Origin of the sequence: Cupriavidus phytohabitans (genome assembly GCF_017815025.1) — a bacterium.
GTDB lineage: Bacteria > Pseudomonadota > Gammaproteobacteria > Burkholderiales > Burkholderiaceae > Cupriavidus.
This window is the reverse complement of record NZ_JAGIQB010000004.1, coordinates 40,254-66,252: the sequence shown is the minus strand read 5'-3', so window position 1 is coordinate 66,252 and position 25,999 is coordinate 40,254. Positions and strand designations below refer to the sequence as shown.

The window sequence follows — 25,999 nt, the reverse complement described above, 5'->3', positions numbered from 1 at the left end:
GCAGGCGCACGGGGAAAAGGGAAGCGGAGCAGCAGCATGCAAATGGCCGTCAGCCGCCCGCCAATGCCTGCAATATATGCACCTCATCCGTTTCCTGAAGCGGCGCATCCAGCCGCATCAACTGCGTCCGATTCACGAACACCCGGATATATGGCCGCAGCTTCCCCTGTTCGTCGACGATGCGAAACCGCATGCCCGGAAACTGCCGGTCGAGGTCGTCCAGCAGCGCGCCGATGTTCGCGCCGTGGGCTTCCACATACTCGCGCTGGCCGGTATAGGAGAACAGCGGCGTGGCAATGCGTACCTGCATGGCTGCCCTCCGACTCAGGCCGGCCGCGCCACGCTGACGGCGTAGACCTGCGGAAGGTGGCTGGCGATGCAGCGCCAGTGCTCGCCTTCGTCGGCACTGGCCCAGATCTCGCCACCGGTGGTGCCGAAGTACACGCCCACCGGCCCATGGCTGTCGGTGGCCATGGCCTGCCGCTTGACCGTGAACCAGCCCTGTTCGGGCGGCAGGCCCCGATCCTGGCGCTGCCAGGTCTCGCCGGCGTCGCGGGTAACATAGGCCGCGGGGTGGCCGCCGGGACTGACGCGCGGCCAGACATCGCTGCCGTCCATCGGGAACACCCACACCGTGCCCGCATCGCGCGGATGCGCCACGATCGGGAAGCCGATGTCGCCCACCTCGGCGGGCATCGCCTCGCCGATGCGCTTCCATACGCCTTCGCGCCGGTCCATGCGATAGATGCCGCAATGGTTCTGCTGGTACAGGATGTCGGGATTGGCCGGGTGCTGCAGCACGCAGTGCGGGTCCTGGCCGTATTCCGGATTCGGATCGGGCAGGAAGAGGGCCAGGCTGCCGCGGTTCAGCGGTTTCCAGTCGGCGCCGGCGTCGGTGCTCTCGAACACGCCGCCGCTGGACATGCCGATGTAGAGATGACGCTTGTCGCGCGGATCGACCAGCACGGAGTGCATCTTGGGCCCGTCGGGAGTGCCATCCTGTTCGCCGCCGGTCCAGTTGCGCCACATCGGGTGGTCATTGAAGCCCGACACGGGCTCCCACGAGGCGCCGTGGTCGGTGCTGCGGAACAGCCCCTGCGGCGAGGTGCCGGCGTACCAGGCGCCGGGTTCGCTGGCGTGTCCGGGAGTGAGCCAGAACACATGGTCGACCACACGGCCGGTCTCGCCTTCGGGCGCCTTGTCGAAGGCGGGCGGGCGCGTGGCCTCGCTCCAGTTGCGGCCGCCGTCGGCGGAGCGGAACACCGTCGGGCCGAGGTGGCCGGTGCGCGCGGCCATCAGCATTCGCGACGGCTCGCGGGGATCTTGGACGATGTGGTGGATAGTGTGGCCAAGGAAGGCGGGACCTGCCACCTGCCAGTGACCGCGGCTGGCGTCGCTGATCAAAGTCCAGGCACCCTTGGTGGTGGCGACCAGCAGCATGATTGGGCCGGTTTCGGGGGACGTCGTCATCATGGCTCCTGCGGGAAGGCCGTTGAGCGATGCATCCGAGTCTAGTACATGTAGACAGCGTTCACAATTGAGATTGGCGCCGGCACCGTCCCGAAAACCGCGCCGCCCTTCATCAAGCGAGTGGGTAGGCAGCAGATAAAAGCGGATATCGGCACGTTAGCTGGACATCGCCGCACAAATATGGCATAAGCATGGTTCCCCCGATTCCGACTCACCACGTCCGATGTCTCGCATCCTCCGCTTCGCCGCATTGAACCGCCCGGCCCTGCCGGCGGCGGCGTTCGCCGTGACCGCGCAGCAACCGGGCTACGCCATTGACCACGCCGCCCACGGCGAGGTCCGCAGCGCCGTGCTTTTCCTGGCCGTGCGGGCAGCTCGGGACACTACCCTCCAGCAGACCTGAGCTTCCCCGCACGGCACATGGCGCGGATTGCCATCCGGCTTCCGCTTGATCATGCAGCCAGGAGAAAGCCAGTCATGCCTCAGCTCTACCGCCAGACCCTTCTTGCCATGGCGGCGCTTGCCGCCCTTTACCTGCTCCTCGAAACCTGAGGCGCGCCATGGTCCCGTTTCCTTCACTGAGCCTGGTGCCGGCCCTGACGCGTCCGCTGGCATTGCGCATCGACGTGGAACTCGCCCCGGGGCAGATCGAGCGCGAACTGGGCTTGCTCCACGATCGCATCCACCGTCCCGGCGACCGCCTGCACGACATGCCGGCGCTGCCGACAGGCACACCGGCGCTGCGGATGCGCTACCGCGAAGCCGACGGCGAGTACTACGTGTATGTGGAAGATGTGATGCAGCGGCGCCTGGCCGGCTATACCGTGTTCAACCGCCTGATCGAGGTAGGCCGGCGCGCCGATCCATGGGTGCGCGCCGCATACGAAGTTTGCGCCCGCTTACCAGCGCTGCGGCCTGGCCGGGGCGCTATACCGCTGGGCGCTGGACGGCGGGCTGTGCCTGCTGAGCGGCGCCCGCCAGTCGGCCGGCGCGCATGCGCTATGGCAAGTCCTTGGCGCGGATTACCCCGGCGGCTATGTCGACCTGCGCCAGAAGACGCTGACATGGCTGGGCGAGACGGTGAGCCCCCGGGAGCGCGAAGACCTGCACACGCGCCGGCTGCTGCTGGGTCGTGGCTGGACCCTGCAGGCATTCATGGCGCGTACCGGCATGTACTGAGCACCGGCGCGCCACGGAAGCGGCTTTAGAGGTGGATCAGCGGCGCCGCAGCACGCGCGTTGTCAAGGTAGAGCGTCCAGCCGCGGGCGAAGTACTCACGTACACGGGCCGCCAGTGAGCGGCCGCTGCCCATGCGGGCATAGTAATCGACCTCGCGCGCTGGTTCGGCGGTAGCACGGACGGTGGGCCTGGCGTGGGACTTGGACTGCGATGTGGCTTGGGCGGGTTGACGATAAAGCGTATCAGCGAGCACTTGCATGGCATGTTTCCTTTTCCGGATCGGAGGAATGTTCAGTGCCTCGCAATGCACAGCTGACCGGATTTCGGCCAGCCGCGCGAGGCAATTAAGGGTTATCCCTAGTATAGCGAAGTACCTTGCTCGGCATCCGGGTCATTCCCTATATGCCGTATATGGCGCGGGTGATAATGGCCTGCGCCCCGTGCGCCACCTGGCGATGGTTTGGGCCTCGAAGATAACCATCCACCACATCCGGTATTCCCCTCCACGCATGCCGCGCATTCTGCTGCGGTTATGACGAGTCCCTCGCGCTCACCTAGCCTTCAGCCTTGCCCAGATCACGCCCGCACAAGAAGGCAACGACAAGCCGGCACACCGATAAGAGCGGGTTGGCGAGGCTCCAGGCCTGCAGCCCAAAACAGCCAGAACCACGTGAGACAAGCCTGACGACGCACCGCACGACGGACGTTGCAGAGCCCCTGCAAGGAGACAGTTCATCATGATCGAGCAGCCCTATCCGTCGTCGGCGACGGAAGCCGATGCGGCACGCCCCAACGTTCCCGAGGTCCGGAACCGGCTCGACGCCTATTTCGAGATCAGCGCGCGCGGCAGCACCCAGCGCAAGGAAGTGGTGGCGGGCATCACCACCTTCATGGCAATGGTCTATGCGGTCTTCGTCGTGCCCGGCATGCTGGGCAAGGCCGGCTTCGACACCAGCGCGGTCTTTGTCGCGGTGTGCCTGACCACCGCCTTCGGCTCGCTGCTGATGGGCCTGTGGGCCAAGCTGCCGATCGCAATCGGCTGCGCCATTTCGCTGACCGCGTTCATGGCCTTCGGCCTGGTGCTGGGCCAGGGCCTGTCCCCGGCGGTCGCGCTCGGCGCGGTGTTCCTGATGGGCTTGATCTTCACCGCGATCTCGGTGACCGGGGTGCGCTCCTGGATCCTGCGCAACCTGCCGGCGGGCGTGGCACATGGCACGGGCATCGGCATCGGCCTGTTCCTGCTGCTGATCGCCTCCAACGAAGTCGGCCTCGTGGTCAAGAACACCCACCCCGGCCTGCCGGTCGCGCTGGGCAAGATCACCTCGTTCCCGGTGGTGATGTCGGTGCTGGGCCTGGCAGCGATCTTCGGCCTGGAGCGGCGCAAGGTGCCGGGAGGCATCCTGCTGGTGATCATCGCGATCTCTGCACTAGGCCTTGTCTTCGATCCGGCGGTGAAGTTCACCGGCGTGTTCGCGCTGCCGTCGCTGAGCGCACCGGGCCACGCATCGCTGATCGGCGCGATGGATCTGCGCGGCGCGCTGACCGCGGCGGTACTGCCGAGCGTGCTGGCGCTGGTGATGACCGCCGTGTTCGACGCCACCGGCACCATCCGCGCCGTGGCCGGGCAAGCCGGGCAACTCAACGCCGCCGGCCATATCCACAACGGCGGCCGCGCGCTGACGGCGGACTCGGTCAGCTCGATCTTCTCCGGCTTCTTTGGCGGCGCACCGGCCGCGGCCTATATCGAATCGACGGTCGGCGTGGCCGCGGGCGCCAAGACCGGCCTGACCGCCGTGGTGGTGGGCCTGCTGTTCGTGGCGGTGATGTTCTTCTCGCCGCTGGCGGCACTGGTGCCGTCGTACGCCACCGCGCCGGCGCTGATGTACGTGGGCCTGCTGATGCTGTCCAGCGTCAGCCGCCTGCATATGGATGACCTGGTCGATGCGCTGGCCGGCCTGGTCTGTGCGGTGTTTATCGTGCTGACCTGCAATATCGTCACCGGCATCATGCTGGGCTTCTGCACCCTGGTGGTCGGCCGCGTGATCGCCGGCGAAGGGCGCAAGCTCAATGTCGGCACCGTCGCCATCGCGGTGGTGCTGGCAGCCTTCTATGCCGGCGGCTGGGCGATCTGATCCTGCCTGACGCATCCCGGGCAACCGGCCCGGGACGTCCACGACAAGTTGTCTCCTCCACCGCGATCCAGGTGGATTTCAAGCCCGGGCTTCCTGCTTTCCCGGGCTGTTTTTTTGGTGCGCAAATTACTGCGCCCCCTGCATTGCCGCCGTATCCATGTACACCAGTTCCCAGACATGGCCATCGAGGTCCTGGAAGCCATGCCCGTACATAAATCCCAGGTCCATCGGCGGCTTGTAGGTATTGCCGCCCGCGGTCACTGCGGCATTCACCATTTCATCGACGCGCGCACGGCTTTCCATCGACAGGCAAACCAGCACTTCGGTGAATTTGCGCGCATCGCAAATGTCATTCGGCGAAAAGCTGCGAAACTTGGCTTCGGTCAGCAGCATCACGAAAATGTTCTCGCCAACGACCATGCAGGTGGCGGTGTCATCGGTAAATTGGGGATTGAAGGTAAATCCAAGACTGGTAAAGAACGAGATCGACTCTTGCAGGTCGCGTACTGGCAAATTGACAAAGATCTGCTGGTTCATGACGTCTCCGCGGAAAGGTTGCGCAATGCAGAGAACCAGTCTAGGTGCAAAAACCGGCAGCTCCAGCTTTTTTCCTTTGGCGGAAATTGGAGCGGCGGCATTGCCATTTGCCGCAGTACGGGCGCCGCAATGGCACTCAACGACCAATCAATCCGTGCAATCCCCGTTATTTTTTGTAAAATTTTTATGTCAACCGCGGCCTGAAGTTCTAGTACCATGCAGCGGCCTAATTGCAGAAAGGGGAAATAAATGGCGACATACAAGCAACTCCTGGCTGAGAAGGAAGCGCTGGAAGCGAAGCTGAATGAAGTGCGCGCGACGGAAGTCGCCGGCGTGATCGACAAAATCCGCGAACTGATGACCGAATATGGCCTGACCGCGGAAGACATCATGCCCCGGCGCAAGCGCGGCCGCCCCGCGGGTTCCGCCGTCAAGAAGACGGCTTCGGGCTCGGCGCTGCCGCCCAAGTACATGGATCCCAAGACCGGCAAGACCTGGTCCGGCCGTGGCCGCGCCCCGGCATGGCTGGGCAAGCGCCCCGAGCGCTTCCTGATCGAGCAGTAATCCCGCCCGCCGGGCAGGCGAGGGCCTGCCTGCGCGCTATCGTTCCGCCCCCGCCCAGGGCGCCGTCACAGCGTCTGGCACACATACTCCTTGCGCAGCGCGCGGAATCCCTTCTGCGTCGGCTCCGCCGTCAGGCGCGCGCCGCCACCTTCCAGTGGCTGCATCCGCAATACCTGCGCCGAGCACTGGCTCGCGGCCTCGTCACGCTGATACCGGATTTCATAGAGCGCCCCCGGCGCTGGCACGAACGACACCCCGGCCGCGCAACGCTGCTCCGGCAACGGCGGCTCGGCGACGGAGGTCACGGCCACGTAGATGCGCCGGCCTGCCTCGACCAGACGTTCGCGCGTGCGTGCCGGCGGCTCGGGTGAGCGCCCCGGCAGGCCCAGCTCGCGCTCCCGGCCCATTGCCGACAACTGCTTGCCCGTGCCAGCCAGGACCAGCGGCCGTGCCGGCACCGGGCACCTGGCCGGGTCGACCACCGCGAATGAGGTGATTTCTTCGGTATTGGTCAGCAACCGCACGCTGGCCGTGGGGGCGCCCGACGGCACCCGGTATTGCGCCACGCAGCCACATAGCGTCGCGCTCGCGGCCAAGGTGGCCAGGCATGTCAGGCGAGAGGGCACTGCGGACGACCGTTCATGGCGCATGGCGGCAGGCAGTTTGGCATTGCGGTTATGCCAGTCGAGAAAGCTGGCAGCAGGAAAGCGGCAACTTCCGCGAAGATAGACCAGGATCATGCGCGATATCGGCACGAACGGAATCCGGTGCAGACACCGTCACCGCTTGCGCAGGGTTACCCTGCCCCCAAAACTGTGCAGCATACCGGTTTCCGGCGGATTCCGGCAGCCGCACAAACCCATGTTGAAAACCCTGCCGTGATATCCACAGAATCTGTGGATATCCTGCCCGCCTCCTCCCCGGAAGCCTTGGTCTGTGCGGAAACGCACCGGACCGCACAAATTTTAGGCAACAGCTGTATTGACCCGCGCATCGACCCTCGTTACCCCCGGTCGACGCCCTCCCGCAGAGCCGCGCCCCGCCCCTTGCCAGCCCGCTGGTTGCGCTGCCTTGACCACACATCTTCCCCCCGCGTGCCCTTGAAGGCGCCGCGACCACCGCGTAATCTCAGTCTTACCGGGGGCTAGCACAGGCGCCTTGCGCCGATTTGCCAGCCAATAACGATGCCACTACAAGAGCCAATCCAGGCCAGGCCGTTCCCTCGTGACCTGCTGCACGCGCTGCGTGAAGGCGGTTACGACGTGTCGGCGCTCGTGCCTGCTCCGGAATCCGATCCCGAAACCTCTTCCACCCCGGACACGTCCGAGGCCGGGCCCCAGGAGGCGAGCCACCTGCTGTGCGCGGTCTACCGGGCCACCGGCGATCCCGCCATCGGCCTGTGGCTGGGCAGCCGGATGCAGCCCGACCTGCTAGGCCTGGCAGGCATGCCGGCCATGGCGGGCCCGTCGCTGGGCACGGCGCTGCGGCGGATCGCACGCTACCAGAAGCTGATGATGGGCGACCGCATCGAACTGCGCCGGCAGGGCGAAGAGGCCTGGGTCTGTATCCGCCCGAGCGAACCGGAGGCGCCTGACACCCGCCCGCGCATCGACATGGAGTTGTGCTCGCTGCTGGCCTTCGGGCGCCAGTTCACGCGCAAGCCGCTGCATCCGCTGCGGGTCTCGCTGCGCATCGGCCAGCCCGACTGGCACCTGCGCTATACCGAGGCCTTCGATTGCCCGGTGCGCTTTGGGGAGCCGGAAGACGCGATCGTGTTCGGCCGGCGCGACCTGGCGCTGCGCCTGGTCGCCCGCGCCCACAGCCGGCCGGCGGCGTCCGCCGCCACGCGCGACGCACGGCACGCGGCGGCATCGCTGGACGACGTGCGCGCCGCCCTGCACCAGCTGGCCGGCGTGCGCGCGCTGAGCCTGGCCGCGGTGGCGCGCCACCTCGACATCAGCGAACGCACGCTGCAACGCCGGCTGATGGCGGCAGGCACGGGCTTCCGCGCGTTGTGCGAGGATGTGCGTCGCGAGCTGGCCGGGCGATACCTGACCGAGGGCAATATGTCACTCGGAGAAATCGCTTTCCGGCTCGGCTTCGACGATGCCAATTCGTTCTTCCGCGCCTTCCGCCGCTGGACGGGCATGACACCGGGCGACTACCGGCGCTCGGCGGCGCACGCTTGCCCCTGATCCTCTGGTTCAACCCGGCTTGCCGTCCACCCGTGGGCGCGCAAGCCGCGGCGCATAGGCCAGTGCATAGAGGCCGAACCCTGCCACCCAGCACGCCCCGGCGCCCCAGATCCAGTGCAGGTAGCCGGCGGGCCACGCCATCGGACCGAATACACGCAATACCGCGGCCATGGCAATCAGCCAGTACGCCACCGTTTCCGTGCGGCCGGCTACCAGCATGCGCCCGGTGTGGCCCAGCGCGGTGCGCGTGATCATGGCGATGATGGCCACGCCGAGCACGCCCACCGTGAACGCATGGGTCGCCAGCCCGGCCATCACCAGGCCCAGCGCACCGAGTGCCTGCAGCAGCAACGCTACCGGCAGCCATGCATAGGCGAGGTGCAGCACCCACAGCAGTGGCCGGTTGCCGACCGCATAGCCGCGCCATCCCGCCACGCGCAGCGCCAGCACGCCGGCGGCGAGCAGGGACAGCGCCGCGGCCAGCCATCCCGGCAACGGCAGCAATCCCGAGGCCAGCCCCAGCACCGTCGCCGGGATCACCATCCGATCGACCTGCTGGTACTGCCGCAGGCGGAAGCCGGGAATCGCGTTGGTGGTGAACATGGGGATCACGCGGCCGCCGATCACCACCACGAACAGCGTCACCAGCGCCACGCCGGCGCGACAGGCATGCAGCGCCGCAGCGTCATGCCCGCCGGCCTGCAGCCACAGTGCGGCGATGTTGGCCACGGCGAGCAGCCACAGCGCCAGCGCGAGCGGGTAGTTGCGCCGGTTGCCGGCCCTGGCCAGCGTGCGCGTGAAGGCCAGCGCAGCCAGCGGCAGGAATGCGCCTTCAATAGCGAAGGCAATGGTGCCCGGCACCACCCACATGCCAACGCGTCCCGCTAGCCACAGCAGGAACAGCACCGCAAGCGCCGCGCCGGTCGGCGTCGGCTGGCCGGTCCAGGCGCGTCCCGCCGTGAACAGGAAGCCCACCACGATCGCCGCGGCAAAGCCGAACACCATCTCGTGCGCGTGCCAGAACATCGCGGGCAGCACCGGCGCCGACCCGACCGACTGCATTCCCGCGAGCATTGCTGACCATGCCGCGATTGCCAGCGCGGCAAAGGCCGCGCCGCCCAGGTAGAACGGCCGGAACCCCAGCGCGAACAAGGCGAAGCCGCGTGGCGGCGGTCCGGCAGGTGTCTTGCCCGAGGGCGATGGCCGGGGAGGAAGGATCGGGATGGTTTCCATGGCGGGCGGAACGGGTCGGTATCTCTGGTGAATCCGGCAGTGCCGGGGCGGCATACGTCAGATTCTTGATCTGGCGCAGGATTGCCGCAAGCACGCAAACGGGTGCCATGCGTGCCGCAATCACGATAGCACCAGCGCCGCGCCACCAACCTCCGCCGGTAGAACTAACTCCAACGACAGATCGTTACATGTGGCGCGCTGTGCTGCCGGCGAATAGGCAGCACCAGTGGCGGCCCCTACTCTGGCATCACCCCCGCCAAAGTTGACACAGGAGCATGGCCATGGCCACCCAAACACGCGCGCTGGAACCCGTTCCGGCCGGCGCGGCAATAACGCTGGCGTCCAGTACTTTCGCATTCACCATCTGCTTTGCCGTCTGGATGCTGTTCGCCGTCCTCGGCATCCCGCTCAAGCAGCAACTCGGCCTCAACGACACGGAATTCGGCCTGCTTGCAGCCACGCCGGTGCTGAGCGGCTCGCTGATCCGCGTGCCGCTGGGCATCTGGACCGACCGCTTCGGCGGCCGCATCGTCTTCTTCGCGCTGATGCTGGCGACGGTGATCCCGATCTGGCTGATCTCCTACGCGCACAGCCTGTGGCAACTGCTGGTGCTGGGCCTGTTCGTCGGGCTCGCGGGCGGCTCTTTCTCGGTCGGCACACCCTACGTGGCGCGCTGGTTCCCGCGCTCGCGCCAGGGCCTGGCGATGGGCATCTTCGGCGCCGGCAACTCGGGCGCGGCGCTGACCAAGTTCGTCGCGCCGGCGATGATCCTGGCGGCCGGCACCTGGACCATCGTCCCGCGCGTGTATTCGGTGGCGATGCTCGTCACCGCGCTGCTGTTCTGGGTGTTCTCGCGCAGCAACCCGGCGCACGTGGTCAAGTCCGGCGTGGGCTGGCGCGAGCAGCTGGCGGTCATGCGCGACCCGCGCGTGTGGCGCTATTCGCAGTACTACTCGGTGGTGTTCGGCGGCTATGTCGGCCTGTCGCTCTGGATGACCAAGTACTACATCGGCGAGTACGGCTTCGACATCAGGACCGCCGCCTTCCTGGCCGCCTGCTTCTCCCTGCCCGGCGGCGTGCTGCGCGCCATCGGCGGCTGGATCTCCGACCGCTACGGCGCACACCGCACCACCTGGTGGGTGATGTGGCTGAGCTGGGTCGGCTTCTTCCTGCTGAGCTATCCGCAGACCGACTTCATCGTCCAGACCACCAGCGGCCCGCAAGGCTTCCGCATCGCGCTGACGCCCACGGTATTCACCATCCTGCTGTTCGTGGTCGGCATCGCCTTCGCCATCGGCAAGGCCTCGGTATTCAAGTTCATCTCCAACGATTTCACGCACAACATCGGCGCGGTTTCCGGCGTGGTCGGCCTGGCCGGCGGCCTGGGCGGCTTCATCCTGCCGATCCTGTTCGGCATGCTGGCCGACCTGACCGGCGTGCGCAGCAGCTGCTTCATGCTGATGTACGGCACGGTATGCGTGAGCCTGGTGTGGATGCACTACAGCCAGCGCGCTGAACGCCAGCGCAAGGCACAGGCCGTCGGCCTGACACAGGCAGCAGCCTGATTGCTCACCTCCAACCGCGCCTCCGCGCTTTCACCACCAAGGCACACCTATCATGACCTCATCCGTACTCACCCGCTGGGAGCCCGAGAACGTGGCGTTCTGGCAAAGCGAGGGCGAGCGCATCGCCTATCGCAACCTGTGGATCTCGATCCCCGCGCTGATGCTGGCGTTCGTGGTCTGGATGCTGTGGAGCGTGGTCGCCGTCAACCTCGACCGCGCCGGCTTCCAGTTCACCAAGAACCAGCTGTTCTGGCTGACCGCGCTGCCGGCGCTATCCGGCGCCACACTGCGCATCTTCTATTCCTTCCTGGTGCCGGTGTTCGGCGGGCGCCGCTTCACCGCGATCTCCACCGCGCTGCTGCTGATCCCCGCGCTGGGCATGGGCTTCGCGCTGCGCGACCCGTCCACGGGCTATCCCACGCTGCTGGTGCTGGCGCTGCTGTGCGGGCTGGGCGGCGCCAACTTCAGCTCGTCGATGGCCAATATCAGCTTCTTCTTCCCCAAGGCGAAGAAGGGACTGGCCACCGGGCTGAATGCCGGCATCGGCAACCTGGGCGTGTCGGTGGTGCAGTTCGTCACGCCGCTGGTGGTGTCGCTGGTGGTGTTCGGCGCGCTCGGCGGCGAGCCGCAGCAATACCAGGCCAACGGCACCACGCAGAACCTGTGGCTGCAGAACGCCGGCTTTATCTGGGTGCCGTTCATCGTGGTGTCGGCACTGGCCGCGTGGTTCGGCATGCATGACATCGCCGATGCAAAGGCGTCGTTCGCCGAGCAGGCCGTGATCTTCAAGCGCAAGCACAACTGGCTGATGTGCTGGCTGTACGTGGGCACCTTCGGCTCGTTCATCGGCTTCTCGGCCGGGCTGGCGCTGCTGACCAAGTCGCAGTTCCCAGGCGTGAACCCCACCGCCTATGCCTTCCTGGGGCCGCTGGTGGGTGCCCTGACGCGTCCGGTGGGCGGCTGGATCTCCGACAAGCTCGGCGGTGCGCGCGTCACGCTTTGGACCTTCGTCGGCATGATCGCGGCGGTGTTCGCCGTGCTGGCAGCGCTGCCGCATGACGGCGCCGGCGGCAACTTCACCTACTTCCTCGCGGCCTTCATCGCATTGTTCGCGCTGACCGGCATCGGCAACGGTTCGACCTTCCGCATGATCCCGGTGATCTTCCTGACCGAGCGCCAGCGCGCCGCCAGGGGCAAGGGCGACATCGCGCAACGCCAGGCGCTGCAGGATGCCGCCAAGGAATCCGCCGCGGTGCTGGGCTTCTCCGGGGCAATCGGCGCGTACGGCGGATTCTTCATCCCCAAGAGCTTCGGCACCTCGCTGGAGCTGACCGGCGCACCGGATACCGCGCTGTACTGCTTCATCGCCTTCTATGTCAGCTGCGTGCTGGTGACGTGGTGGTACTACGCGCGCCGCAACGCGCCGATGCCCTGCTGACCCCCTTGCCGGCCGGACTAGTTCTTCGGAACTAGTCCCGCGCCCGGCACCTCCCCCGATCGCCATGCGGCGGCAGTTCCACCAGCGAATTGGCTGCCGCCCCGCTCCCCCATAAGCTCAAGGTGTCCCTGCAAACGCTCCCGCATCCTCCGGAGCGCCGCAGAAAAGCCTCGCGGAGAACAAGCAAATGAGTCATTTCCTGGATCGACTGAAGTTCATGTCGCGCGTCAAGTCCACCTATGCGGACGGCCACGGCGCGGTGGTGAACGAAGACCGCAAGTGGGAAGACGGCTACCGCAGCCGCTGGCAGCACGACAAGATCGTGCGCTCCACCCACGGCGTGAACTGCACCGGCTCCTGCTCCTGGAAGGTCTACGTGAAGAACGGCCTGATCACCTGGGAAACGCAGCAGACCGACTACCCGCGCACGCGCCCGGACCTGCCCAACCACGAGCCCCGCGGCTGTCCGCGCGGCGCGTCGTACAGCTGGTACGTCTACTCCGCGCAGCGCGTCAAGTACCCGATGATCCGCGGCCGCCTGATGGAGATGTGGCGCGAGGCCCGCAAGACCATGGACCCGGTCGCCGCCTGGGAATCGATCAGCCAGGACCCGAAGAAGGCGGCGCGCTACAAGAGCGTGCGCGGCCAGGGCGGCTTCGTGCGCGCCGACTGGAACACCGCCACCGAGATGATCGCCGCGGCCAACGCCTTCACCGTGAAGAAGTTCGGCCCGGACCGCGTGGTCGGCTTCTCGCCGATCCCGGCCATGTCGATGGTCTCGTACGCCGCCGGCGCGCGCTACCTGAGCCTGCTCGGCGGCGCCTGCCTGTCGTTCTACGACTGGTACTGCGACCTGCCGCCGGCCAGCCCGCAGATCTGGGGCGAACAGACCGACGTGCCCGAATCGGCCGACTGGTACAACTCGACCTACCTGATGGTGTGGGGCTCCAACGTGCCGCAGACGCGCACGCCTGACGCGCACTTCTACACCGAAGTCCGCTACAAGGGCACCAAGACCGTCGCCGTCTCCTCCGACTTCGGCGAGATGGTCAAGTTCGGCGATATCTGGCTGGCGCCGAAGCAAGGCACCGATGCCGCGCTGGCGATGGCCATGGGCCATGTGGTGCTGAAGGAATTCCACGCCAGCGGCAAGTCCGCCTACTTCCGCGACTACATCAGACAGTACACCGACATGCCGATGCTGGTGCTGCTGCGCCAGAACCAGGACAACGGCGATACGCTGGTGCCCGACCACTTCCTGCGCGCCTCGAACCTGGCCGACAACCTCGGCGAAGCCAACCATCCCGAGTGGAAGACGCTGCAAATCGACGAGGCCACCGGCGAGATCGTCGCACCCAACGGCTCGATCGGCTTCCGCTGGGGCGAGGCCGCGCACAACGGCGGCGAGAAGGTGGGCCGCTGGAACCTGGAAATGAAGGACGGCGGCAGCGGCCGCGCGGTCGAGCCGCGCCTGTCGCTGCTCAGCCACCACGATGAGGTGGTGGAAGTCGGCTTCCCCTATTTCGGCGGCGAACACGACGAACTGCTGCGCCGCCGCGTGCCGGCGCGCCGCATCACGCTGGCCGACGGCAGCACCGCGCTGGTGGCGACCGTGTACGACCTGCAGATGGCCAACTACGGTGTCGACCAGGGCCTGGGCGGCCCCAATGTGGCGACCTCGTATGAAGACGACGTGCCCTACACTCCCGCCTGGCAGGAAAAGCACACCTCCGTGCCGGCCCGCCTGGTGATCCAGGTGGCGCGCGAGTTCGCCGACAACGCCGACCGCACGCAAGGCAAGAGCATGGTGATCGTCGGTGCCGCGCTGAACCATTGGTACCACAACGACATGATCTACCGCGGCATCGTCAACCTGCTGATGATGTGCGGCTGCATCGGCAAGAGCGGCGGCGGCTGGGCCCATTATGTCGGACAGGAAAAGCTGCGCCCGCAATTCGGCTGGGCCCCGCTGGCCTTCGGCCTGGACTGGTCGCGCCCGCCGCGCCAGATGAACGGCACCTCGTTCTTCTACAACCACACCAGCCAGTGGCGCCACGAGAAGCTGGCCGTCGACGAGATCCTGTCGCCGACCGCCGACCGCAAGCGTTATGACGGCCTGTCGCTGCTGGACCTGAACGCCAGGTCCGAGCGCATGGGCTGGCTGCCGTCGGCGCCGCAGCTCGGCACCAATCCGCTTGACGTGGTCGACGCCGCCGAACGAGCGGGCAAGGATCCGGTGGCCTATACCGTCGAACAACTGAAGTCGGGCGCACTGCAGTTTGCCTGCGATGATCCGGACAATCCTGCCAACTTCCCGCGCAACATGTTCGTGTGGCGCTCCAACATCCTGGGCAGCTCTGGCAAGGGACATGAGTATTTCCTGAAGTACCTGCTCGGCACCCAGAACGCCGTGTTCGGCGACGAAAACGATGCGATCACGCCGAGCGAAGTCACCGTGCGCCCGGCCGCCGAAGGCAAGCTCGACCTGCTGACCGTGCTGGACTTCCGCATGAGCACCACCTGCCTGTATGGCGACATCGTGCTGCCGACGGCGACCTGGTACGAGAAGGACGACCTCAACACGTCCGACATGCACCCCTTCATCCACCCGCTGTCCGAAGCCGTGCAGCCGCTGTGGGAAAGCAAGACCGACTGGGAGATCTACAAGGCCATCGCGAAGAAGTTCAGCGAGATCGCCGGCCCGTACCTGGGCACGCGCAAGGACCTCGTCTGCACGCCGCTGCTGCACGATACCCCGGGCGAACTGGGCCAGCCGTTCGAGCCGAAGGACTGGAAGGCCGGCGAGTGCGACCTGATCCCGGGCAAGACCGCGCCGTCGATGACGGTGGTCGAGCGCAACTACGCGGACATCTACAAGAAATTCACCTCGATCGGCCCGCTGCTCGACAAGCTCGGCAATGGCGGCAAGGGCATCAACTGGAATACCCAGCATGAGGTGAAGGAAATCGGCGATCTGAGCCACACGGTGACGGAGCCCGGCGTGAGCCACGGCCGGCCGAAGCTCGAAACGGCAATCGACGCCGCCGAGATGATCCTGACCTTCGCGCCCGAAACCAACGGCCACGTTGCCGTCAAGGCGTGGGAAGCGCTGTCGAAGATCACCGGCCGCGACCACACCCACCTGGCGGAGGGGCGCGAGCACGACAAGATCCGCTTCCGCGACGTGCAGGCGCAGCCGCGCAAGATCATCTCCGCGCCGACGTGGTCGGGGCTGGAGTCGGAAGAGGTTAGCTACAACGCCGGCTACACCAACGTGCACGAGCTGATCCCCTGGCGCACGCTGACCGGCCGCCAGCAGTTCTACCAGGACCACCGCTGGATGCTGGACTTCGGCGAAGGCGCCTGCGTGTACAAGCCGGCCATCGACACCAAGACCGTGGCGCCGATGCTGGGCAAGAAGCCCAACGGCAACCCGGAACTGGTGCTGAACTGGATCACGCCGCACCAGAAGTGGGGCATCCACTCCACCTACTCCGACAACCTGCGCATGCTGACGCTGTCGCGCGGCGGCCCGCACGTATGGATCTCGGAAGCCGAGGCCAAGGCCAACGGTATCCGCGACAACGACTGGGTCGAGGTATTCAACGTCAACGGCACGCTGACGGCTCGCGTGGTGGTGTCGCAGCGCGTACCGAAGGGCATGTGCCTGATGTACCACGCCCAGGAAAAGATCGTGAACGTGCCCGGGGCCGAAACCAGCGGCATGCGCGGTGGCATCCATAACTCGGTCACGCGCGCCGTGACCAAGCCCACGCACATGATCGGCGGCTACGCGCAGCTGGCCTATGGCTTCAACTACTACGGCACCGTGGGCAGCAACCGCGATGAATTCGTGATCCTGCGCAAGATGAAGAAGGTCGACTGGCTCGAAGGGCCGCTCGTGGAATCGAACAAGGAAGGAGCAACGCAATGAAGATCCGCGCCCAGGTGGCCATGGTGCTGAACCTCGACAAGTGCATCGGCTGCCATACCTGCTCCGTGACCTGCAAGAACGTCTGGACCAGCCGCGACGGCGTCGAGTACGCGTGGTTCAACAACGTCGAGACCAAGCCCGGCATCGGCTATCCCAAGGAATGGGAGAACCAGGACAAGTGGCAGGGCGGCTGGAAGCGCAATGCCGACGGCACGCTGGAGCCGCGCCAGGGCGGCAAGCTGAAGATCCTGGCGAACCTGTTCGCCAACCCCAACCTGCCGCAGATCGACGAGTACTACGAGCCCTTCACCTACGACTACGAGCACCTGCAGAAGGCGCCGCTGTCGCAGACCCCGCCGACCGCGCGCCCGGTCTCGGTGCTGACCGGCCGCAAGATGGAAAAGATCGAGTGGGGCCCGAACTGGGAAGACGACCTCGGCGGCGAGTTCAGCTCGCGCGGCCGCGACAAGCTCTTCGATGACGTGCAGAAGGAGATGTACTCGACCTTCGAGAACACCTTCATGATGTACCTGCCGCGCCTGTGCGAGCACTGCCTGAACCCGGCCTGCGTGGCCTCGTGCCCCTCCGGCTCGATCTACAAGCGCGAGGACGACGGCATCGTGCTGGTCGACCAGGACAAGTGCCGCGGCTGGCGCATGTGCATCTCGGGCTGCCCGTACAAGAAGATCTATTTCAACTGGCAGAGCGGCAAGGCCGAGAAATGCCTGTTCTGCTATCCGCGCATCGAGGCCGGCCAGCCTACGGTCTGCTCCGAGACCTGCGTCGGCCGCATCCGCTACCTCGGCGTGATGCTGTACGACGCCGACCGCATCGAGCAGGCCGCGTCGGTGGCCGACGAGCGCGACCTGTACCAGTCGCAGCTCGACGTGTTCCTCGACCCGCACGACCCGGCGGTGCAGGCCGAGGCGCTGCGCCAGGGCATCCCGCAAGGCTGGCTCGATGCCGCGCGCAAGTCGCCGGTCTACAAGATGGCGTGCGAGTGGAAGGTCGCCTTCCCGCTGCACCCGGAGTACCGCACGCTGCCGATGGTCTGGTACATCCCGCCGCTGTCGCCGATCCAGTCTGCGGCCGAAGCGGGCCACATGGGCATGAACGGCATCATCCCCGACGTCAAGAGCCTGCGCATCCCGGTCAAGTACCTGGCCAACCTGCTGACCGCGGGCGACGTGATGCCGGTGCTGTCGGCACTGGACCGCATGCTGGCGATGCGCGCCTACAAGCGCTCGCAGGTGGTGGACGGCGTGCAGGACCTGGACGTGCTCAGGCAAGTGGGCCTGACGCCCGCGCAGGTCGAGGACATGTACAAGACCATGGCCATCGCCAACTACGAGGACCGTTTCGTGATCCCGTCCTCGCACAAGGAAATGGTCGAGGACAGCTTCAATGACAAGGCCAGCTGCGGCTTCACCTTCGGCAACGGCTGCTCGGGCGGCACCTCGGATGGCGCGCTGTTCGGCAAGAAGCCGCAGGGCAGCGTGCATTTTGTCGACATGCCCAAATCGCGCAAGAAGGCCGTGATGAGCTGAGCGCTCGCGAACGAACCGGAGAAGAACATGTCCCTCTATCCCATCCTCAGCGCGCTGCTCGGCTATCCCGAGCAGGACCTGCTTGACGCGCTGCCCGAGATCGACGCCCTCCTGGCCGAATGGCCGCAGGCGCGCGACATGCTGGCGCCGGTGACCGGCATGCTGCGCGGCGAGACGCTGATCACGCTGCAGGAAAACTATGTCGCCACCTTCGACCGCAACCCATCGCACTCGCTGCACCTGTTCGAGCATGTACACGGCGAAAGCCGCGACCGCGGGCAGGCCATGGTCGACCTGATCGACGAATACCGGCGCGACGGCTTCGAGCCGGCGGCGTCGGAGCTGCCGGACTACGTGCCGCTGTTCCTGGAGTTCCTCGGCGCGCTGAGCGCCGATGGCAAGGACGAACGCGCCGAGTACCTGCTGGGCGAGGCAATCCACGTGCTGGCCGCGATCGGCGACCGGCTCGCGCGCAACCAGAGCCCGTACGCCGGCGTGTTCGCCGTGCTGCGCACGCTGACCGACGTGCAGCCGCAACCGCAGCAGGAGCCGCCGGTGCGGGACATGGACGAGGCGCTGGAGACCTTCGGTCCGGGCGCCGATGGCGTGGAGCCGCTGCTGGCGCCGCAGGCCGGGCCGCAGGCGGTGAAGTTCTATCCGCGCGGCACGGCGCCGGTTCCCGCGCATTGCTGAAACACCCGGCAAGGCAACCCGAACACCAGACATTGGGCTAACACCATGGCAACGCTTCATCAATTCCTCTACGGCATCTACCCCTACATCGCTGCCGCCATCTTCCTGTTCGGCAGCCTGGCCCGCTTCGAGCGCGAGCAGTACACCTGGAAGACCGACAGCTCGCAGGTGCTCTACCGCGGCAACCTGCGCATGGGCAACATCCTGTTCCACGTCGGCATCCTGGGCCTGTCCTTCGGCCACCTGGTCGGCCTGCTGACTCCGGTGGCGGTATGGGACGCGCTGGGTGTCTCGCACGGCTTCAAGCAAGGCGTGGCGATGGCCGCCGGCGGCGTGATGGGCACCATGTGCCTGGCCGGCCTGCTGATCCTGCTGCACCGCCGCCTGACCAATGCCCGCGTGTCCGCCGTGACCCGCACCGGCGACAAGGTGCTGCTGCTGTGGTTGCTGGTAACGCTGCTGCTGGGCCTGTCCACCATCTTCGAATCGGCCAGCCACATGGACGGCCACATGATGGTGCAGCTGATGACGTGGGCCCAGCACCTCGTCACGCTGCGCGGCGATGCCGCCAGCTATATCGCCGACGCGCCGCTGCTGTTCAAGGCGCACCTGTTCATGGGCATCACGCTGTTCGCGATCTTCCCGTTCACGCGGCTGGTGCATGTGTGGAGCGGCTTTGCGTCGGTCGGCTACGTCGGCCGCGCCTGGCAGCTGGTACGCGGCCGCTGACCCACGCCGACCCAAGGAGAACCGACATGCCTGTCACCGTCAACGGCGTGGAACTGCGCGACGCCGATATCGAACGCGAGCTGGACCATCATCACGACGCGGCCAATCCCGCGAAGATGGCGACGATCTCGGCCATCCTGCGCCTGCTGGTGCGCGAAGAGGCCGGCCGCATCGGCCTGAGCGTGCCCGGCCACGACGACGATGCGCTCGCCATGGCGTTGCTGGAACGCGAGGCCGGCATCCCGGAGCCGGACGAAGCCAGCTGCCGCCGCCATTACGACAGCCGTCCGGAGCGCTTCCGCGACGGCGAATGGGTCGAGGCCGACCACATCCTGTTCCAGGTGACGCCGCGCGTGCCGCTGGACGCGCTGCGCGAGATCGCGGCACAAACCCTGGCGCTGGTGCGCGGCGATCCGTCGAGCTTCGCGCAACATGCCCGCGCGTTGTCGAACTGCCCGAGCGGCAACAACGGCGGCCGCCTGGGCCGCGTGTTCCGCGGCGAGACCGCGCCGGAGTTCGAGCGCGCGCTCTTTGCCGCGCAGCATGACGGCGTGCTGCCGCAGCTGGTCGAGACCCGTTTCGGGCTGCATATCGTGCGCGTCCTGGAGCGCTGCACCGGCACCCGCCTGCCCTTCGATGCCGTGCGCGGCGACATCGCCTGCGCGCTGGCCACGGCGGCGCGCGACCGCGCCTGGAAGCAGTACGCCAGCCTGCTGATCGGCCGCGCCCGCATCGAAGGCATCGAACTGGAAGGCGCCGACAGCCCGCTGGTGCAGTAGCGCCGACATCTGACCAACGGAAACCGCCATGCATCAGATCGAACATCTACTGAAGGGCTTCGAGCGGTTCCAGCAACGCTATTTCGACGACGCGCCAAGCCTGTTCGACGCACTGCGTACCGGGCAGCAACCGCCCACGCTGCTGATCGGCTGCTGCGATTCGCGCGTGGACCCGGCCCTGCTGCTGGGTTGCGACCCGGGCGACCTCTTCACCGTACGCAATATCGGCAACCTGGTGCCGCCCTGCACCGGGCGTCATGAGGGCAGCCTGCACGGCGTGTCCGCCGCGATCCAGTTTGCCGTCGAGCAGCTGCGCGTCGACCGCATCATCGTGATGGGCCATGGCGGCTGCGGCGGCATCCGCGCGTTGCTCGCACAGCCTGCCGATGCCGGCGACCATCCGCCGGACGAAGGCGACGAAGCCGACTACCTCGGCGCCTGGGTGCGCATCGCCGCGCCAGCCCGCCGGCAGGTGGAACAAACGCTTGCCGACGCCAGCCCGGCGCAGCGCCAGCGCGCCTGCGAACAGGCGGCGATCCTGGTCTCGCTGCGCAACCTGCAGACCTTCCCGTTCGTGCGGCGCGCACTGGAGGCGGGAAGGCTGACGCTGCACGGCTGGTACTTCGACTTGCAGGCCGGTGCGCTGCTGGCCTACTCGCAACGCGCCGATGCCTTCCTGCCGCTGGTATGCCCTTTGCCCATTACCGCCGCACAAACCGAACCCGTCACAACATGAATCCCTATATCTTCGGCATCACCGGCACCTCCGGCAGCGGCAAGACCACGCTGATTACCGCACTGCTGCCGTGGCTTCGTGCGCAAGGCCTGACCGTCAACGTGATCAAGCACAGCCACCATCCACTGGAACTCGAGCCCCCCGGCAAGGACAGCGCGCGCTTTCGCGCGGCCGGCGCGACGGAGGTGATGGTGGCCTCGCCCTATCGCTACGCCATCGTGCGCGAGCTGGGCGGCGAAGCGGAGCCAACGCTTGCCGAACAGGTGGCGCGGCTGCGCCCGGCGGACCTCACGCTGGTCGAAGGCTTCCGCCGAGAAGATATTCCGCGCATCGAAGTGTATCGGCCGGCGCATGGGCGTGCGCCCTATTATCCCTGCGACCCGTCGATCGTCGCGGTGGCTACCGATGCGCGGCTCGACACCTTGCTGCCATGCCTGCCGCTGGACGATGCCGCGCAGGTGGGGCGGTTCATTCTCGCCATGCGCGGCCGCAACCATCTGGATCCGCTTGACCGTGGCGCATTCCCCGAAGTGGTGGAGATGGTCGCCGCCTGACGGCCCCAGTGGCATGTGCGCGATGCTGCGTCCGGGCATCACCGGAACCTCCACGCTTGTGCCCGCCCCGCCACCCGCCTCGACAATTTCCGCACGCCGCCTATCTTAAGGGTGTCAGTACCGTCGCCGTCGGTGGTGCCGCCTTGCCTTGCACGTACGGGGCAGGCGGCGGTCGCCGATTTGCCCGGACACAAGCAATAAGCGAATGAACGACGACTCGCCCCCGCGGCAGAACTACGAGGATGCCTTGCTCGGCATCGTGGGGGAGATGTCTACCGCTATGCGGCCGCAGACGGAATCCGGCGCGGCGGCCGCGCCCTCGCTGGACAGTGCGCTCGAGGCCGAACTGGGTTTTGATAGCCTGACGCGTGCCGAGCTACTCACCCGCATCGAGCAACGTTTCGGCGTCAGCCTGCCGGAGCAGGTACTGGCCCAGGCCGACACGCCGCGCGCGCTGCTGCGCGCCGTGCTCGCCGCCAGGGACCTGCCACCCGGCGCCGAGGATGCGCCCGCGCGGCTGGCACGCCCGGCACCGGCGGATGCCGCGGCGCAGGCGCCCGAGGGTGCCGCCACGGTCACGGACGTGCTGCGCTGGCACCTGCACCGCCACCCTGACCGTACCCATATCATCCTGCACGGCGACGGCGAAGATGCGTCGATCACCTTTGCACAACTGCACCGGCGCGCCTGCGCCGTGGCCGCCGGCCTGGCCGCGCGCGGCGTGCGCGCCGGTACCACCGTGGCGCTGATGCTGCCAACCAGCCCGGAGTATTTCTACTGCTTCACCGGCATCCTGCTGGCAGGCGGTATACCCGTGCCGCTCTACCCGCCGGCGCGGCTGGCGCAGATCGGTGACCACTTGCAGCGCCACGCCGGCATCCTGGCCAACGCACAGGCGCCGATCCTTATTGCGGTGGCCGAAGCCCGACCGCTTGCCACCCTGCTCAAGGCCAGCACCGGAACGCTGCAAAGCGTGCTGACGCCGCAAGAGGTCGAGGACACCGCCGCGGCGCCGGTCCATGCGATGCTGCGCGCGCACGACATTGCGCTGCTGCAATACACCTCAGGCAGCACTGGCTCGCCCAAGGGCGTGGTGCTGACGCATGCCAACCTGCTAGCCAATCTGCGCGCCATGGGCACGGCGTTGTCGGTCGACTCGCGCGACGTCTTTGTCAGCTGGCTGCCGCTGTATCACGACATGGGGCTGATCGGCGCCTGGCTGGGCAGCCTGTATTACGCCTTCCCGCTGGTGGTAATGTCGCCGCTCACGTTCCTGGCACGGCCCGAGCGTTGGCTTTGGGCGATCCACAAATACCGCGGCACGCTGTCGGGCGGTCCCAACTTCGCGTATGAACTGTGCCTGCACCGGCTGGCCCAGGCGGACCTGTCGGGGCTGGACCTGTCGAGCTGGCGTTTCGCCTTCAACGGTGCCGAGCCCGTCAGCCTGCAGACCATGCGCAAGTTCACGGCGCGCTTCGCCCGGCATGGACTGCGCGCACAAGCGGCAGCGCCGGTCTACGGGCTGGCGGAAGCATCGGTTGGCCTGACGTTCCCGACGCCCGGACAGAGCCTGACCGCCGACCGCATCGATCGCGCCGCCTTTGTACGCACATCGCGGGCCGTTCCCGCCGGTGCGGACGTGGACCGCGCAGCGGGCGAACGGGACGCCTTGGAGATCCCCTCCTGCGGCCGGCCGCTGCCCGGCCACGATATCCGCATCGTCGATGCCAGCGGCTGCGAGCTGCCCGAGCGGCAGGAGGGCCTGCTGCAGTTCCGCGGGCCGTCGGCCACCAGCGGCTATTTCCGCAACCCGGCACAGACGCGCCAGCTCTTCGACCGCGGCTGGCTCAACACCGGCGACTACGCCTATATCGCCGACGGCGAGCTCTTCATCACCGGGCGCGCCAAGGAAACCATCGTGCGCGGCGGCCGCAATCTCTATCCCTATGAAGTGGAGCAGGCCATCGGCGCAATTCCCGGCATCCGCAAGGGCTGCGTCGCGGTGTTCGGCAGCCCCGATCCGGACAGCGGCACCGAGCACATCGTGGTGATGGCGGAAACCGCTGCAACGGACGAACCGGCGCGGAGCGCGCTGCAACGGCAGGCGCTGAAGACCGCGCTCGATGTACTGGGCATGCCGCCGGACCATGTTGTGCTGGTACCGCCGCACACCATCCTGAAGACGTCGAGCGGCAAGATCCGGCGCGCCGCTTGCCGCGAGCGGTTCGAGCATGGCGGCACCGGCCTGGGCGAAGCCGCGCCATGGCTGCAGATAGCGCGCTTCGGCTGGCAGGCACTGCTGCCGCAGCTGCGGCGCGGCCGGCATGCCGCGGCCGGTCTGTCCTATGCGTTGTACACCTGGCTCTTGTTCGCCGCGATGGCGCCGGTGACGTGCCTGGCATCGGTGGCGATGCACAAGCCTGCCATGGGCTGGGCGCTCAGCCACCACGCCGCCCGGCTGCTGCTGCGGCTGGCCGCGGTGCCATGGCTCGTGCAGGGGCTGGAGCACCTGCCGCGCAATCGCGCCTGCGTGCTGGTATCGAACCATGCCAGCTACCTGGACGGCATCGTGCTGATCGCCGCACTGCCCGGGCCGGTATGCGTGGTGGCCAAGCGCGAGCTGCAAGGACAAGGCATCCCGGGCGCCTACCTGTCCAGCATCGGGGCCGACTTCATCGACCGCTTCGACAATGTGCGCGAATCCGAGGCCATCGAGAGACTGGTCACGGCATTGCGCGCCGGCCGGTCTGCCCTGCTGTTCCCGGAAGGCACCTTCGGCCGCGAGCCGGGGTTGCAACGTTTCCGCTCGGGCGCCTTCGTCGCCGCCGCCCGTTCCGGCACACCGGTGGTTCCCATCGCTCTGCGTGGCACCCGCTCGGTGCTGCGCGACGGCCAGTGGCTGCCGCGCCGGGGCCCGATCAGCGTCGTCATCGGCCGGCCCCTGCCGCCTGACGGGCAGGACTGGCCGGCGGCAATGCGGCTGCGCAACGCGGCCCGCGCCGAGATCCTGCACTACTGCGGCGAACCCGATGCACTGCGCGTGAAGGCCCAGCCTGCGCGGCCCCACCTCGCGCGCCAACTGCCATGATCCCTGCTCGCCGGACCGCGCGCCAGCCTCCGGCCGTCACACCTTGAGGCAATGGACACCTTTGCCACCGCCCCGATGTGGGCCGGATTTTTCGTCCTGGTGCTGGGCACGCTGCTCGTGGACATCTTTGTCCTTGGCGGGCGGCATGCGCACCGGGTCTCCTCGCGCGAGGCGCTGGGATGGACCCTGACCTGGATGACCCTGGCCGCGCTGTTCGGCCTCGCGCTCTGGTGGGTGGTGGCCGAAGATGCCGGCCACGACGCCGCCTATCGCAAGGTGCTGGAGTTCTACACCGGCTACCTGATCGAGCTGTCGCTGTCGGTCGACAACATGTTCGTGTTCGCGATGATCTTCAGCTATTTCGCCGTGCCGCCTGAGCTGCAGCGCCGGGTGCTGCTGCTCGGGGTGCTCGGCGCGATCCTGATGCGCGCCGCCATGATCCTGGTGGGCGTATGGCTGATCAGCCAGTTTGCCTGGATCCTCTACGTGTTCGGCGTGTTTCTCGTCATCACCGGCATCAAGATGCTGTTCATGTCCAGGCACGCGCCCGACCTCTCGCGCAATCCCATCGTGCGCTTCCTGTGCGCGCATATGCGGATCACCTCGGAGTATCACGGCGAACGCTTCTTCGTGCGCATCGACGGCCTGCGTCATGCCACCCCGATGTTCGTGGTGGTGCTGATGGTCGAGGCCACCGACCTGGTATTCGCGGTCGACAGCATCCCGGCGATCTTCGCCGTGACCACCGATCCGTTCATCGTCTTCACTTCGAACATCTTCGCGATCATGGGCCTGCGGGCCCTGTATTTCCTGCTCGCCAACCTGGCGGCGCATTTCCAGTACCTGAAGTACGGCCTCGCCATCGTGCTCGCCTTCATCGGCGCCAAGATGCTGGTCGAGCCGTGGTTCCACGTACCGGTGCACTGGTCCCTGGGCGCGGTCGCGATGACGCTGTTCGTCTCCGTCCTGCTCAGCCAGGCCAGGACCAGGCGAGCCGCCGCAGCAGGCGATCAGCCGGGCCGCAGCGGCGCACCGCGCGGACGCGGGGCCGGGAACCGGCGCACATGAGGAGCAAGCCATGAATAAAATCCTGCTGGCGACCGACGGGTCGTCCTATAGCGACGCGGCCGCGCGCTACCTGGCGCAAAGCCCGCTGCTTACCCGCGACTTCGTCGTGCACGTAGTGCATTGCGAGCCGGATGTGCCCGGCGACATCAAGTCCTTCATCGACCGCGCCACGCTCGACGACTGGCATCGCGAACAGAACGAGAAGGCGATGGGCTCGGTGGCCACCATCCTCGGCGAAGCAGGGATCGCGTTCGAGCGCCATGGCTTCACGGGCTTCGCGCCGGCCCGCATCGTCGAGTATGCGAGCCAGATCGGCGCCAGCCTGATCGTGATGGGCTCGCATGGCCGGGGCGGCTTCCTCGATGCCATCATCGGGTCGGTGGCAAGACGAGTCCTGGCCCATGCGCACTGCCCTGTGCTGTTGATCAAGGATTAGCAGCGCAATCGCACTACGCTAGGCTCCCTGCCATCAGGGCGGCGCGCGGCTCCGCGAGATCGCGCCGCCCCGGGAACGCGCGCGCCTGCCGCGCAGGCAAACCACGCCTTCTGCCAGGAAAA

General features: G+C 67.0%; 22 protein-coding genes and 1 pseudogene. 17 read left to right on the top strand and 6 right to left on the bottom strand.

The features are described from left to right. Window positions 1–49: 49 nt before the first annotated feature. Window positions 50–310, bottom strand: a complete 261-nt coding sequence (locus tag J8I34_RS03850; RefSeq protein WP_029045385.1) for a MoaD/ThiS family protein — start codon at window positions 308–310, stop codon at window positions 50–52. 14 nt (window positions 311–324) lie between these two features. Beyond that, a complete protein-coding gene (locus tag J8I34_RS03845) occupies window positions 325–1,470 on the bottom strand; it encodes a beta propeller repeat protein (RefSeq protein ID WP_209805374.1) in 1,146 nt (381 codons plus the stop codon). 223 nt (window positions 1,471–1,693) lie between these two features. Between J8I34_RS03845 and J8I34_RS03840 the strand changes: the two genes are divergently transcribed. Both J8I34_RS03840 and J8I34_RS03835 read left to right on the top strand, forming a co-directional pair. Beyond that, window positions 1,694–1,873: a glycosyl hydrolase gene (locus J8I34_RS03840; RefSeq protein WP_209805373.1), complete on the top strand. Its 180-nt coding sequence runs from the start codon at window positions 1,694–1,696 to the stop codon at window positions 1,871–1,873. Between the two features lie 157 nt (window positions 1,874–2,030). After that, window positions 2,031–2,649: pseudogene (locus tag J8I34_RS03835) on the top strand (N-acetyltransferase). 25 nt (window positions 2,650–2,674) lie between these two features. Here J8I34_RS03835 and J8I34_RS03830 read toward each other — a convergent pair. Further along, window positions 2,675–2,908, bottom strand: a complete 234-nt coding sequence (locus J8I34_RS03830; protein WP_029045381.1) for a hypothetical protein — start codon at window positions 2,906–2,908, stop codon at window positions 2,675–2,677. A gap of 478 nt (window positions 2,909–3,386) precedes the next feature. On the opposite strand from J8I34_RS03830, the gene J8I34_RS03825 reads away from it, so the two are divergent. After that, on the top strand, window positions 3,387–4,781 hold the full coding sequence (locus J8I34_RS03825) for an NCS2 family permease (RefSeq protein ID WP_209805372.1): 1,395 nt from the start codon (window positions 3,387–3,389) through the stop codon (window positions 4,779–4,781). A 126-nt stretch (window positions 4,782–4,907) separates the two neighbouring features. On the opposite strand, the gene J8I34_RS03820 is transcribed toward J8I34_RS03825, so the two are convergent. After that, a complete protein-coding gene (locus tag J8I34_RS03820) occupies window positions 4,908–5,318 on the bottom strand; it encodes a VOC family protein (RefSeq protein WP_029045379.1) in 411 nt (136 codons plus the stop codon). A gap of 249 nt (window positions 5,319–5,567) precedes the next feature. On the opposite strand from J8I34_RS03820, the gene J8I34_RS03815 reads away from it, so the two are divergent. Next, a complete protein-coding gene (locus tag J8I34_RS03815) occupies window positions 5,568–5,882 on the top strand; it encodes an H-NS histone family protein (protein ID WP_209771350.1) in 315 nt (104 codons plus the stop codon). A 65-nt stretch (window positions 5,883–5,947) separates the two neighbouring features. Here the strand turns inward: J8I34_RS03815 and J8I34_RS03810 are convergent, their stop codons facing one another. Then, complete coding sequence (locus J8I34_RS03810; protein ID WP_371748036.1) at window positions 5,948–6,637, bottom strand: hypothetical protein; 690 nt, start codon at window positions 6,635–6,637, stop codon at window positions 5,948–5,950. A gap of 429 nt (window positions 6,638–7,066) precedes the next feature. Between J8I34_RS03810 and J8I34_RS03805 the strand changes: the two genes are divergently transcribed. Next, window positions 7,067–8,077 (top strand): AraC family transcriptional regulator, encoded by a 1,011-nt coding sequence (locus J8I34_RS03805; protein ID WP_209805371.1) that lies wholly within the window; start codon window positions 7,067–7,069, stop codon window positions 8,075–8,077. A 9-nt stretch (window positions 8,078–8,086) separates the two neighbouring features. On the opposite strand, the gene J8I34_RS03800 is transcribed toward J8I34_RS03805, so the two are convergent. Beyond that, window positions 8,087–9,310, bottom strand: coding sequence for an NnrS family protein (locus J8I34_RS03800; protein ID WP_209805370.1), 1,224 nt, complete (start codon window positions 9,308–9,310; stop codon window positions 8,087–8,089). A 281-nt stretch (window positions 9,311–9,591) separates the two neighbouring features. On the opposite strand from J8I34_RS03800, the gene J8I34_RS03795 reads away from it, so the two are divergent. From J8I34_RS03795 to J8I34_RS03740, 12 genes are all read left to right on the top strand, one after another. Beyond that, window positions 9,592–10,875: an MFS transporter gene (locus J8I34_RS03795; RefSeq protein ID WP_209805369.1), complete on the top strand. Its 1,284-nt coding sequence runs from the start codon at window positions 9,592–9,594 to the stop codon at window positions 10,873–10,875. Window positions 10,876–10,927: 52 nt separating this feature from the next. Then, on the top strand, window positions 10,928–12,313 hold the full coding sequence (locus tag J8I34_RS03790) for a NarK family nitrate/nitrite MFS transporter (RefSeq protein ID WP_029045373.1): 1,386 nt from the start codon (window positions 10,928–10,930) through the stop codon (window positions 12,311–12,313). A 187-nt stretch (window positions 12,314–12,500) separates the two neighbouring features. Then, window positions 12,501–16,247, top strand: coding sequence for a nitrate reductase subunit alpha (locus tag J8I34_RS03785; RefSeq protein WP_209805368.1), 3,747 nt, complete (start codon window positions 12,501–12,503; stop codon window positions 16,245–16,247). Further along, the gene (narH, locus tag J8I34_RS03780; protein WP_209805367.1) at window positions 16,244–17,794 is read left to right on the top strand and encodes a nitrate reductase subunit beta; all 1,551 of its coding nucleotides are present in this window, start codon (window positions 16,244–16,246) and stop codon (window positions 17,792–17,794) included. Before J8I34_RS03785 ends, narH begins: the two co-directional genes overlap by 4 nt. A 27-nt stretch (window positions 17,795–17,821) precedes the next feature. After that, window positions 17,822–18,487, top strand: coding sequence for a nitrate reductase molybdenum cofactor assembly chaperone (gene narJ, locus J8I34_RS03775; protein WP_029045370.1), 666 nt, complete (start codon window positions 17,822–17,824; stop codon window positions 18,485–18,487). Between the two features lie 45 nt (window positions 18,488–18,532). Continuing rightward, window positions 18,533–19,216, top strand: coding sequence for a respiratory nitrate reductase subunit gamma (gene narI, locus J8I34_RS03770; protein ID WP_209805366.1), 684 nt, complete (start codon window positions 18,533–18,535; stop codon window positions 19,214–19,216). Between the two features lie 26 nt (window positions 19,217–19,242). Continuing rightward, on the top strand, window positions 19,243–19,995 hold the full coding sequence (locus tag J8I34_RS03765; RefSeq protein WP_029045368.1) for a peptidylprolyl isomerase: 753 nt from the start codon (window positions 19,243–19,245) through the stop codon (window positions 19,993–19,995). A gap of 28 nt (window positions 19,996–20,023) precedes the next feature. Continuing rightward, a complete protein-coding gene (locus J8I34_RS03760; protein WP_029045367.1) occupies window positions 20,024–20,731 on the top strand; it encodes a carbonic anhydrase in 708 nt (235 codons plus the stop codon). Next, the gene (gene mobB / locus J8I34_RS03755) at window positions 20,728–21,285 is read left to right on the top strand and encodes a molybdopterin-guanine dinucleotide biosynthesis protein B (RefSeq protein WP_209771321.1); all 558 of its coding nucleotides are present in this window, start codon (window positions 20,728–20,730) and stop codon (window positions 21,283–21,285) included. Before J8I34_RS03760 ends, mobB begins: the two co-directional genes overlap by 4 nt. 205 nt (window positions 21,286–21,490) lie before the next feature. Then, window positions 21,491–24,373, top strand: a complete 2,883-nt coding sequence (locus J8I34_RS03750) for an AMP-binding protein (RefSeq protein ID WP_209805365.1) — start codon at window positions 21,491–21,493, stop codon at window positions 24,371–24,373. Between the two features lie 51 nt (window positions 24,374–24,424). Further along, complete coding sequence (locus J8I34_RS03745; RefSeq protein WP_029045365.1) at window positions 24,425–25,441, top strand: TerC family protein; 1,017 nt, start codon at window positions 24,425–24,427, stop codon at window positions 25,439–25,441. Window positions 25,442–25,451: 10 nt separating this feature from the next. After that, a complete protein-coding gene (locus tag J8I34_RS03740; protein WP_029045364.1) occupies window positions 25,452–25,877 on the top strand; it encodes a universal stress protein in 426 nt (141 codons plus the stop codon). The last annotated feature ends 122 nt before the right edge of the window (window positions 25,878–25,999 follow it).